General features: G+C 60.2%; 15 protein-coding genes. 7 read left to right on the forward strand and 8 right to left on the reverse strand.

Going from position 1 to position 11060, the window contains the following annotated elements; translation table 11 throughout:
* From V4T21_RS07510 to V4T21_RS07520, 3 genes are all read right to left on the reverse strand, one after another.
* Positions 1 to 522 carry a TRAP transporter small permease gene (locus V4T21_RS07510; RefSeq protein ID WP_332715010.1) on the reverse strand — a complete coding sequence of 174 codons (522 nt, stop codon included), beginning with the start codon at positions 520 to 522 and terminating at the stop codon, positions 1 to 3.
* A 104-nt stretch (positions 523 to 626) separates the two neighbouring features.
* The gene (locus V4T21_RS07515; protein WP_332715012.1) at positions 627 to 1643 is read right to left on the reverse strand and encodes a TRAP transporter substrate-binding protein; all 1017 of its coding nucleotides are present in this window, start codon (positions 1641 to 1643) and stop codon (positions 627 to 629) included.
* Between the two features lie 201 nt (positions 1644 to 1844).
* Complete coding sequence (locus V4T21_RS07520) at positions 1845 to 2510, reverse strand: hypothetical protein (RefSeq protein ID WP_332715014.1); 666 nt, start codon at positions 2508 to 2510, stop codon at positions 1845 to 1847.
* Between the two features lie 165 nt (positions 2511 to 2675).
* Here V4T21_RS07520 and V4T21_RS07525 point away from each other — a divergent pair, with 165 nt between their 5' ends.
* The 5 genes from V4T21_RS07525 to V4T21_RS07545 all read left to right on the forward strand — a co-directional run bounded on the left by V4T21_RS07525 (position 2676) and on the right by V4T21_RS07545 (position 6895).
* Complete coding sequence (locus tag V4T21_RS07525) at positions 2676 to 3425, forward strand: ABC transporter ATP-binding protein (RefSeq protein WP_332715016.1); 750 nt, start codon at positions 2676 to 2678, stop codon at positions 3423 to 3425.
* Positions 3422 to 4177: an ABC transporter permease gene (locus V4T21_RS07530; RefSeq protein ID WP_332715018.1), complete on the forward strand. Its 756-nt coding sequence runs from the start codon at positions 3422 to 3424 to the stop codon at positions 4175 to 4177. Before V4T21_RS07525 ends, V4T21_RS07530 begins: the two co-directional genes overlap by 4 nt.
* The gene (locus V4T21_RS07535) at positions 4156 to 4962 is read left to right on the forward strand and encodes a phosphorylase family protein (RefSeq protein WP_332715020.1); all 807 of its coding nucleotides are present in this window, start codon (positions 4156 to 4158) and stop codon (positions 4960 to 4962) included. Before V4T21_RS07530 ends, V4T21_RS07535 begins: the two co-directional genes overlap by 22 nt.
* Positions 4963 to 4974: 12 nt before the next feature.
* The gene (locus V4T21_RS07540; RefSeq protein WP_332715022.1) at positions 4975 to 5970 is read left to right on the forward strand and encodes an ABC transporter substrate-binding protein; all 996 of its coding nucleotides are present in this window, start codon (positions 4975 to 4977) and stop codon (positions 5968 to 5970) included.
* A 160-nt stretch (positions 5971 to 6130) separates the two neighbouring features.
* Entirely contained in the window at positions 6131 to 6895 is a 765-nt protein-coding gene (locus V4T21_RS07545) for an ABC transporter permease (protein ID WP_332715025.1), read from the forward strand.
* Positions 6896 to 6928: 33 nt separating this feature from the next.
* Here V4T21_RS07545 and V4T21_RS07550 read toward each other — a convergent pair whose 3' ends face one another.
* From V4T21_RS07550 to V4T21_RS07565, 4 genes are all read right to left on the reverse strand, one after another.
* Positions 6929 to 7198: a hypothetical protein gene (locus tag V4T21_RS07550; protein WP_332715027.1), complete on the reverse strand. Its 270-nt coding sequence runs from the start codon at positions 7196 to 7198 to the stop codon at positions 6929 to 6931.
* Positions 7199 to 7364: 166 nt separating this feature from the next.
* Entirely contained in the window at positions 7365 to 7556 is a 192-nt protein-coding gene (locus tag V4T21_RS07555) for a dihydrofolate reductase family protein (protein ID WP_332715029.1), read from the reverse strand.
* A 10-nt stretch (positions 7557 to 7566) separates the two neighbouring features.
* Entirely contained in the window at positions 7567 to 8145 is a 579-nt protein-coding gene (locus tag V4T21_RS07560; RefSeq protein ID WP_332715031.1) for a dihydrofolate reductase family protein, read from the reverse strand.
* Between the two features lie 105 nt (positions 8146 to 8250).
* Positions 8251 to 8892 (reverse strand): dihydrofolate reductase family protein, encoded by a 642-nt coding sequence (locus tag V4T21_RS07565; protein ID WP_332715033.1) that lies wholly within the window; start codon positions 8890 to 8892, stop codon positions 8251 to 8253.
* A gap of 107 nt (positions 8893 to 8999) precedes the next feature.
* On the opposite strand from V4T21_RS07565, the gene V4T21_RS07570 reads away from it, so the two are divergent.
* Positions 9000 to 9350, forward strand: coding sequence for an ArsR/SmtB family transcription factor (locus V4T21_RS07570; protein ID WP_332715078.1), 351 nt, complete (start codon positions 9000 to 9002; stop codon positions 9348 to 9350).
* Positions 9334 to 9813, forward strand: a complete 480-nt coding sequence (locus V4T21_RS07575; RefSeq protein ID WP_332715035.1) for an SRPBCC domain-containing protein — start codon at positions 9334 to 9336, stop codon at positions 9811 to 9813. Before V4T21_RS07570 ends, V4T21_RS07575 begins: the two co-directional genes overlap by 17 nt.
* A gap of 44 nt (positions 9814 to 9857) precedes the next feature.
* Here V4T21_RS07575 and V4T21_RS07580 read toward each other — a convergent pair whose 3' ends face one another.
* The gene (locus V4T21_RS07580) at positions 9858 to 10880 is read right to left on the reverse strand and encodes a CatB-related O-acetyltransferase (protein ID WP_332715037.1); all 1023 of its coding nucleotides are present in this window, start codon (positions 10878 to 10880) and stop codon (positions 9858 to 9860) included.
* Between the last annotated feature and the right edge of the window lie 180 nt (positions 10881 to 11060).

Raw genomic sequence — 11060 nt, forward strand, 5'->3', positions numbered from 1 at the left:
TCAGTGCGCGGCTCCGGAGGGTTGCGACCAACGGTCGAAGAGGCCGAAAAGGCTCAGTGCGTAGCGCAGGCCCAAAAGAAGGAACCCGGCGGGAAGCGCGTAATAGAGGATCGAAGCCGGTATACGGAGGGTGGGGCTGAACTGGCCCGTGCGGGCGACGTTCTGGGCCATTTCCAGGCCGACCCAGGCGATATAGAGCGACAGGCACAGCCCCGTCAGATCGATGACCCGTCCGATCCAGAGTTGCGCAGCGGGGTTCATGCGTTCAAGAAAACTCGTCATGGCGATTTGACGGCCCTCCTGGAGCGCCAACCCCAGCGAGAGAAACACCAGCCACACCATCATGTAGCGCGCGCCTTCATCGACCCAGGCGACATTGCGCGAATAGGCCGGAGCAATCTCGCGCACCAGGACGCCGCCTACGGTAAGGATAACCATGGTCAGCATCAGCAAGGCGAGCGCTATGCGTTCGAACGAGGCAAGTATGCCCAGCGCCCTTGTTACGGCGGTATTCGGTTTCATTTCGGCAGGCCCCTACCCTCTTTTCAAGTGAAGAGGCGCCAAGCTGGGATCAACTCGGCGCCCGTTCGGACACGTGCCCGCGCTATTTGGAGCGCGGCCGATGTTTATTCGCCGACGACCTCGGCATACTGGGTTTCATAGGTCTCGACGATCTGCTGGCCGATATCGCCGGCACCGGCGAGATAGGCGTCGCGAGCCGGCCCATACATCGCCTCGCGGAACGCGGCACGCTGTGCGTCATCGAGTTCGGTAATGGCGATATCGCTCTGGCGGATGGCTTCGAGGGCGGTTTCCTGAGCGGCTTCCTTGAGGGCTTCCACCTCGGGGCGGATTTCCTCGAAGGCGTCCACGATTACCGTCTGGTACTCGGCCGGAAGCGAATCCCACCAGCCCTGGTTGAACATGACGACGTCCTCATTGGCGCCGTGCTCGGAGATCAGCAGATGGTTCTGTACTTCCTGATACTTCATGGTCGCGATGGTATCGAGGGCGTTTTCCTGTCCATCCACGACGCCGGTCTGCAGAGCGGTGTAGAGCTCACCGAAGGGCAGCGCGATAGCCGAGGCGCCAACGGCGTTGAACTGCTCGATCAGCACTTGGGAATCCATGACGCGAAAGCTCTGGCCCGCGAAATCCTCGAGGGCGGCGATTTCCTCGTTCGAGGTCATCGACTTGCGGCCATTGGGCCAGATGGCGATGGCCTTGAGGCCGAGCGGGGCGAAGCTGTCGAGCACCGCCTGCCCGAACGGACCGGTACGCAGGGCGTTGGCCTGTTCGCGGTCAGCCGGATACAGGAACGGCACGTCGAGGATCGAAACGGCGGGGTTGAAGCCGGCGAGGAAAGCGGCGGGCGAAACCGTGCCTTCCATGAGGCCGAGCTGGGTGCCTTCGTTCATTTCACGCGCCTGGCCGAGCTGGCCGGCGGGAAAGAGCTGGAACTGAACGGCACCGTCAGTACGCTCGGAGACGAGTTCGGCGACCATTTCCAGCGCCTGGTGGCGCGGCTGCTGATCGGATTCAAGATGGCCGATGCGGGCCACGAATTCCTGGGCATAAGTGGGCAGCGCGCCGACGAGCACCGCACAGATTGCTGCCGAAGCAAGCAAGACACGACGATTCATGATGTTCCCCTTTTGAGTGCCACATTGTGGTGAGGCTAAAAGACACTTGCGTCACAATCGCTGTCAAGAAAAATTCTCAAAAAGTAGACAGCTTCGATCATTTGCGCAAAGGTTGTGCAACCCGCTGAAAAATGCGCCCTGAACAGGTGATCGGCATCCGGCCAAGCCAGTTTTGCAAGTATCTCCAAAAATTTAGACAGCTTATTGAGACTGACGCCTATCCAATTGCAGCATCAGCACCATCATCGCATCTGCTGTATCTTGCGGCAGTATTTCGCTCAAGGCTTTTGCGACGGAAGCCGCCTGAGCTTGGGGGGCGAGACATACAATTAGCAACCCCTGAGGTTCGGTCACTGTACGGCCCTGGCGCTCTACGGTCGCTAGCGCGGACGTCGCCGCATCGGACATCCCCAGATGGCAACCTGACACTCCGTCGATTTTCATGATCGCCTCTGGCAATTCGGCAGCCAGTGGGCCTTCGAGGCGCAAGATCACGACGCCCTGCCCCGGCCCGTCGCCAAGGCTCGAGGTGAATTCGCCGACGCAGCGGGCGTTGTCGCGAAATGAACTCATGACGCGCTGAGTCCATGGGGTGGGAGCGTTGAGCCGCGCCATGTAATCGGCAGAACGCGCGACCTCGGACCCACTCAATATATAGAGTGTGAAATATCGCGGCGTCGCACCTTCATGTCCCCACCGCATGCCGCGCAGAAAGCCGGGTATCGCCAGCCTTTCAGGCATGTGCTCATCGGCGTGCCAGGCGAAAAAATCCTCTTCCGTGCCCCGCGACACATCGTTCCATATCGCGACGAAACCACAGCCTGTAAGCCTATCCATTCGCATTTCACCCTCGGTTGTGCCGCCCATCCGCCGTTACAGCGAGAGATTGCCTATTTTGTTACCACCTGCAAGCGCTGCCGGAACGTTGGGCAAAACGGATGCTTCACCCTTGACGGGGATTTCAGTCTGTCTCACTAATGAGACAATTCCGCCATCGGTCTTAAAATTGATACGCACTTCAGGAGTGCTCGCGTGAAACTTCTTCAAGCCACCGACGTCGCCAAGACCTTTCAGTCGCGTGGCGGTCAATCCGTCCAAGCCCTTGCTCCCACCACCTTCGAAATCGAGGAAGGTGAATTCCTCAGCCTGATCGGCCCATCGGGCTGCGGCAAGTCCACTCTGCTGCGTATTCTCGCGGGGCTGATCGAACCGAGCGCAGGAACGCTGGAATGGCAGTCGGGCGCTCCGGCCAAGGGATCGGACATCGGCTTCGTGTTCCAGGAGGCGGTGCTGCTGCCCTGGCTCAACATTCTCGACAATGTGCGCTTTCCCCTCGATACGTTCGGCGAGCCGCGCAAGGAGAGCGACGAGAAGGCGCGCCATATGCTCGAACTTGTCGGGCTCAAGGATTTTGCCAAGGCGCTGCCCAAGGAGCTTTCGGGCGGCATGCGGCAGCGTGCGGCAATCGCCCGCGCGCTGGTCTATCGCCCCAAGATCGTTTTGATGGACGAGCCGTTCGGCGCGCTCGACCTGCTGACCCGCGACCGCATGAACGATGAGCTGTTGCGCATCCGCCAGGAAGTGGGCGCGACGATCGTTTTTGTCACCCACTCCATTGAGGAAGCCGCCTATCTTTCCGACCGCGTTGCGGTGATGTCGGCACGGCCCGGACGCGTGCGGACGATCCACACGGTCGACCTGCCCAAGCCGCGCAGCGAAGCGACCAAGGATCTGCCCGGGTTTCACAACTGGCTTTCGGTGCTTCGCAAGGAGCTGAAATGATCAACAGCCCGCTCGTTCGCATCCTGTCCTTCGTCGTAACGCCGGTGGTGCTGATTGCCGCGTGGTGGGGCTATGTGACGGCCTTCGACGTTCCCCGCTATGTGCTGCCCGGACCGGGCGCCGTGTGGGACGAACTGGTCCGGCTGTTCGTCAGCGGAGAAATCTGGCCGCATCTGGGCCATACGCTGGGGGTGATCGTCGCCGGGTTTGCGCTGGGCGCGTTGGGCGGGTTTGCAGTGGGGTTCGTGCTGGCGAAATCGCCGCGCATAGAAAAGATCGTTGCGCCCTACCTGCTGTTTTTCCAGACGGCGCCCAAGATCGCGCTCGCGCCGCTGTTCATCCTGTGGTTCGGGCTGGGGTTGACCTCCAAGATCGTGCTGACGGTATCGCTGGTGTTCTTCCCGGTGATGATCGGAACGATCCTAGGCTTGCGCTCTCTCTCGCCCAATCTGCATGAGCTTTGCCAAATCCTCCGGCTCAACCGCTGGCAAAAGCTCACGCGGGTGGAAATGCCGGCGGCGGTGCCCGAGATTTTCGCCGGCCTCAAGATCGGCGCCATTCAGGCGACGATCGGCGCTATCCTTGCCGAATGGCTGTCGGGTGGAACGGGACTGGGCTATCTGATGGTGTTCGCCGGCACGACCTACAAGGCACCGCTGCTTTTCGCGATGGTGCTGGTGACCTCGCTGCTGGGCATCCTGGTTTATCAAGTGCTGGCGCAGGCCGAAAAATGGTTGCTCTCATGGCGCTGATCGATCGCTCCGCGACCTGGCCCTGGAAGGGCGACAACCCGGTGCACCTGCCTCGGCCCGAGATCGTGCCGACCGATTTTCTGCTGCCGGGAGACCCGGCGCGTGTGGATATGGCGGCAAGCGTTCTCGCCGATTTCGAACTCGTCGGGCAGAACCGCGAGTTTCGCATGGGCGTGGGCAGTTTCAACGGCAGGCGCATCGGTATCTGCTCGACCGGAATCGGCGGGGCATCCACCGAGATCGCGATGGTGGAACTGGCTGCGCTGGGGGTGAAACGCATCGTCCGGATCGGGGGCATGGGCGCGCTGGCCGAAGACCTGGCATTGGGCGATTTCGTGATCGTCGAAAAGACGCCAGCCAACAGCGCCTGCGCCCGTCCCTATTCGCCCGGCAACGAGGCGGTGAGCGCCGCCGACGAGATCGTCTCGGCGCTTGATGCAAAGCGGCTCGCGCTGGGGCTTGCGGGCCGGAGAGGCGCTGTCGTCACCGCTGACGGATACTATCGCGCGCAGGGGAGGCCGGATCATCGCGATGGCCCGGCCGATCCCGATCTGGTCGATGCACTGGCCGCGCTTGGCGTGGACGGCATCGAAATGGAAGCGGAAATCGTGCTGGCCGTCGGGGCTGCGCTCGGGGTTTCGGCGGGCGCCATTCTCGCCGTCCACGCCCACAGGCGCAGCGACGGCTGGCTCGAAGACTACGAACAGACCCAGCGCAACCTCATCGCCATCGCGGCGGGTGCGCTCGCGGACCTCGCCTTCTCATCGCCTGCTTCAAACCCTTGAAAGGACGTTAGAATGAAGCGACTGACCCTGCTTGCAACCGCATCCGTGCTTGCCCTCGGCCTTGCCGCTCCGGCTTCGGCCCAGGATCTGGCCCCTGTCACCATCCAGATCGACGGCGCCGCAGTGCCTTACTACCTGCCGCTGTTCGTGGCAGACCACCATGGCTATTTCGCCGAAGAAGGCCTCGACGTCGACTTTCTCTATGCCAACGCCGCCGACATTCTGACCAACGTTGCCGTCGGCAACGTCCAGTTCGGCTTTCCCAATGGTGACGCGGTGATCGCCGCGCGCGCCAACGACCTGCCGGTCAAGGTGATCCACACGACCTATCAGAACGGCATCGGCGCCGTGCTGTTCAAGGCCGATTCCGGGATCGAAAGCGCGGCGGACCTTGCCGGCAAGACCGTCGCCGTTACCAGCTATGGCAGCCCCAACTACATCCAGCTGCAGGTGATGATGGCCCAGGAAGGCCTCTCCATCAACGATGCCACCGTCGAGATCGTGGGCACCGGCGCCATCGTCGAGGCGCTGGCTTCCGATCAGGTCGACGCCATCGTCTTCTCGATGCTGCGCTATTACAATCTGCAGGCCGATGGTATCGATGTGGGCATGATCCGCTCAGACGACTACCTGCCCTCCAAGGGCAATGTGCTGGTCACCTCCCAATCCTTCCTCGACAACAACAGCGCCGAAGTGGCCGGCTTCATCGCCGCGCTCAACAAGGGCATCGAGCATATCGTCGAGGGCGATGTGCGCACCGAGGTGGACATGGCTGTCGCCGAATACACCCCGACCTTTGCCGGCCAGGAAGAGATCGTGACCGAGATCATTTCCGAAGTGTTCGTCGAAACACTCTGGCAGAGCGAGGACACCGCCGCCCACGAATTGGGCTATGGCAATCTCGAAAGCTGGCAGACGACGATCGATACGGCTGTCGAATATGAAGTGATCCCGGAAGGCTTCGAAGCCGGCGACCTGGTCGTCGAATCGCCCTCCTCGATCCAGTAAACCGCTCGGCCCGGCGGTTCGCCGCCGGGCCAACCTAGAGCTTTTTTGCTTTTCTTCGAAACGCTCAATCGCTCTAGGTCATCGTTTCGTCGCGCTTCCGAATCGCAAAACTGGTATCCACTTTTGCTGGAAACGCTCCATTGTTTTCGGAGCCCCGCTGATGCTCAGAACCATCGTCTCGCTCGCCGTTTTCCTGGCGCTCTGGCAGATCCTGCTCGTCGTATTCAACGTGCCGGCCTATCTGGTGCCCGGACCGTGGGCACTGGTGCAGGAGGCGTGGTTCCTGACGACCCAGGCCGGACTTTTGGGGCATATTCCGGTTACGCTGGCGGAAATCGTCATCGGGCTGGTGATCGGTGGGGTTATCGGCGTGCTCGCCGCGCTGCTGTTCCAGCGCTTCCCTATCGTGGAAATGCTGCTCAACCCGATCATCGTGTTTCTGCAGACGGCCCCCAAGATCGCCATCGCGCCGCTGTTGCTGCTGTGGCTGGGGCTCGACATGATGCCCAAGATCGTGCTGGTCGCTATCGTCACCTTCTTTCCCATTCTATCCAACATGCTCTCCTCGCTGCGCGCCATGCCCTCGCAGATGGACGAGCTTTCGCGGATATTGCGGCTCAATCCCGTGCAACGGGTGTGGCGGCTGGAGCTGCCGATGTCGCTGCCCATGCTGTTTTCCGGCGCCAAGGTGGCCGTGACGCTGGCGGTGACCGCAGCGGTGATCGGCGAGTTGATGGGCGCGCGGGCGGGGCTGGGTTACCTGCTGGCGCTCGGACAGGAAACGTCGGATGTCGAACTGGTGCTGGTCACCGTGTTCGTCCTATCCTTCATCGGCTATGGGCTCTATCTTCTGGTCGCCGCCGCCGAACGCCGGCTTCTGCGTTGGCATGACAGTACGGCCGATCTGCAGGTTGAAAAGGCCTAGGCGCAAGCTCCGGCGTCAGAGCCCGATCTTCACTCACTCGGGCTCACAGACGGGATCGTCAGCGACAGCTTCGAACTTGCGCGGACCGGGGGCGGGAGTGGTCGCCTCCTCGATCACCGTATTGATGACCACCGTTACCGTGCATTTATCGGAATGGGCGCGATAGACGTCCTCGAGGATGTATTCGACGCTGACGACCGGGTCACCCTCCAGGGACTCGGTAGCGGCGTCGGTTACGGCTTTCAGTTCTGCCGCGCGTTGATAGGCCGGCGGCAGCGCCGCGATAGCGGGGGACGCTGCCATTGTAAGAACGAGAGCAAGGTATTTTACGTGACATCGGGGGGCCATCGCCACCTCACTGCATGAATCGCCCCCAACGAGCGGCATGCTGAAGATCAAAGCACAGCATTGTCTCTGAGTCGATCAACTCAGGGAAATGCGGCGATGAGTTGCGGCCGAATGGATGAATTCAGCCGTGCAGCGTGGGTCGATAAATGAGTTCCTGGATGTGGCCGTCGAGGGTACGGCTTTCGATCAGTTCGAGATCGAAATCGGCTGCGCCATGGAAAATCGGGTCCAGCCCGGTCTGACCGGTGATCACCGGAAAGAGCGTCACCTGAACACGATCCACAAGGCCGGCGGCCATCAGCGCCCGGTTCATTGAGATGAATTCAGCCGTGCAGCGTGGGTCGATAAATGAGTTCCTGGATGTGGCCGTCGAGGGTACGGCTTTCGATCAGTTCGAGATCGAAATCGGCTGCGCCATGGAAAATCGGGTCCAGCCCGGTCTGACCGGTGATCACCGGAAAGAGCGTCACCTGAACACGATCCACAAGGCCGGCGGCCATCAGCGCCCGGTTCATTGACAGGCTGCCGTGCGAGCGTAACGGCACGTCGGACTCCTTTTTGAGCCGAGCGACGACATCGACGGCATCGCCGCTTTCAACGATAGCGTCCGGCCAGTCGAGAGGGGCTTTCAGGGTGCTCGACACCACCGTTGCAGGCAGGTTCCTCAGGCGAGTGACCCAGGGGTCGCGGACGTCGTCCTGCTCGGTGCTCGAAGCCAGCATCTGGGCGAATGTGCGATATGTATTGGCCCCGATGACCATTCGCTGCTTTGTGCTGTAGAGGGCGAGCCGGCGCTCGAGCAATTCGGGGCCTTGCTTGCCCCAGTAGCCAGTCCAATTGCCGCTGGCGGCACCGAAGCCGTCAAGGCTGGAAAAGACGTCGAAAGTGTATATGGCGGTCATGATCTTTGTCCGGTTTTTGCGTCTGTATTTCCAAGACGAACGAAGGACGTGTCTTTCGACACAGCCTACCCAATTTTTTGATCGCCGTACTTCGATGGCCGGCGGTTAGCGCTGGAACGTAAGATGGATGGTCCCGCTCTCGGCGGTTTCCGTCTTGACGGCGTAGCCGGACTCCAACGCGCGCAGATCGTCCCAGAGACGGATGCCACGCCCGAGCAGGATGGGCGTGATGGCGACATGCAGGCTATCGACGAGGCCGGCCTTGAGATAGTCGCGCACGACAGTGGGGCCACCGCCAACGCGGATATCCTTGCCCCCAGCGGCCTTTTCCGCTTGCTCGAGTGCATCGGCAGGCGATGTGTTTAGAAAATGAAATGTGGTGCCGCCGTCCATCTCGATGGAAGAGCGCGGCTTATGGGTAAGGACGAAGACTGGGATGCGGAACGGGGGTTCTTCTCCCCACCAGCCGCGCCAGTCGGGATCGTCCGGGTGAGCGTGAAATCCGAACATGCCGGCGCCGATAATCTCCGCACCGATATTTGAGAAATATGCCTGCGCATATCGCTCATCGATGCCTGTGGTGCCTGTTCCCGAAGTGTCCCTGAACACCCGCTCACGCACCGTTCGGGTAGCGGCGTACGCAGCAACCAGACGCGGCCAATCATCGCCAAAGGGATTGTCGGGCGTCTGATCCGTGGTTGTCGCGAAACCGTCCAGAGAAATGTTGAGATCGACACGAACTGCCATTGGTTCCTCCTGATGGTAAGGCATATGCCTTAATAATCGGAGTGAAATACAAAGGCAAGTACCTTATTGTTATTGACGCACATGGCCGATCCGCCCTACCCTGTCGCATGCCCTATCATTCGACCCCGCTCGATCTTGCCTTTCATGCTCTCAGCGACCCGACCCGCCGCGCCGTGGTGTCGCGGCTTGCCGAGGGAGAGATGCCGGTCAGTGTTCTGGCCGAACCCTTCGACATGACGCTGCCCTCCTTTGCCCAGCACCTCAAAGTGCTGGAAGATTGCGGGTTGATCGCCAGCGAAAAGCGCGGGCGCAGCCGCTGGTGCCGCCTGGAGCGGGCGCGCTTTGAGGAAGCAGCGAACTGGATGGAAACGGAGCGGCGGCGCTGGGCCCAGCGACTGGACCGGCTGGAAGCCTATTTGGACAAGACGAAAGATAATGACGATGGAAAAGCTGTTTGAAACCTGGTCGCTTGATCGCGAGATCGTTTTGGTCAAGGTGCTGAAGCACCCGCGCGCCAAGGTTTTCGCCGCATGGATGGACCCCGATGCGCTGGCCCAATGGTATGGCCCGTCTGGCCTCGTCATCGAGAACCAGGAGGCCGATATCCGCGAGGGCGGCGTATGGCGCTTCGACATGGTGGGCGAGTTCGAGGACCAACAGCAGCGCTTTCCCAATATGATGCGCTTCCTGAAGATCGTTCCTAACGAGATGATCGTTGTGGACTACGGCACTCCGGATCCCGACGACCCGGAGCGCTTCTACATGACGATCACCTTCGATGAGCAAAGTGACGGCAAGACCGTACTGACCATGCGCCAGCTTCACCCCAGTCGCGAGCGGCGGCAGGCGGTCATCGACTTCGGCGCGGTGGAATACGGGTTACAGACGCTCGACGGGCTCGCCGCCTGGCTGGGTGGTTGAGCCGCTTTGGGGGAATGGCGGAGAGGGAGTCTGCCTCCAGTGATTCAAACGGTGTCCGGCTGTTTCCGATTGTGTTGGATTTTCCAGCAGGTCAGATCGTGCCTTGGCATTAGCTGCGTCCGAAGAGGTCCGTTAACCAGCAAGAATATCGGCGATGTCTGATGGGGCAGAAGATCCACGACCAGACAGCTCAACCGTCTGAGCGCAATGGCGCTTAACGCGATCAAACGACCCGGCCGCCCAGGTGGCCGCATCACAATTTCTATTTTGCCCCTGCCCTTTCCTTTGCTCTGATTGTCCTGATGTTTTTTTCCAAGATCGATCTTTTCAGGGTTGAATGCTGTTATTCGACCGTCGTCAATACGCTTGGACAGGTCATCGAGGAACGCATGTATATCCGTCATGTCCAGGCCCGCGAAATCGCGAACATGAAAGCGCCACCAAGCCATTTTCAAGATGCGGTCGATGGTGAAATCGTCAAATCGATACCGGATGATCCTTGCCGGGTTGCCTCCGACGATGGCGAACGGGGGTACGTCCTTGGTGACCACCGAGCCGCCTGCGACCACCGCCCCATGGCCGACAGTGACGCCCGGACGCAGCAGCACGTTTCCACCGATCCAGGCATCGTGCTGTACAATCAGCCTGCCCCTGTCCGTGCCGTCGAACTTTTGCGCGTTCAATTCGACACCGAAGTTTTCAGACACCCACGTATTGTAGTATTGCCTGCACGTGAAAGGATGGGTGCTGATGCGATCGAGTGGGTGTTCTTTTCCCATCAACCGCGAAGACGGCGCTATGCTGCAATACCGGCCGATTACTGCTTTGCCGCCAAATCCGGAGTGGGTGTATGAGAAAGCTCCAGAGCTGGTAAAGCCGCTCTTCCCGCCCATTGCCGCATACGGCTCGACGATGACCTGCTCGTTTAACGTAATGCGTTCCCCAACTTTGAAAATGCCTTTTATCTTGAAGGCATTTTTCAGGAAGATATTGTTTTCGATGAAGAAATTTTCGACGCCTTCACTCCATCTGAAGGCATAGGGATACTCGATATTTCCTGCCATCATGCCCTCTGCTAGGAAAACCCGATATCACCCGTGGGTCGGCTGGGTCGCTGATCACCAGCGTCGGGGAATATGGCTTTTCCTTCGGCACCGAGGTTCTCCGCATCCATATCCACCATGGCCCGTCTTGTCCGCCGTCAGCACCCATGGCACAGGTTTGAGGTTGTAAGTTAAGGAGGTTTT

It is taken from the genome of Pelagibacterium mangrovi, from assembly GCF_036662815.1.
Taxonomy (GTDB): Bacteria; Pseudomonadota; Alphaproteobacteria; order Rhizobiales; family Devosiaceae; genus Pelagibacterium; species Pelagibacterium mangrovi.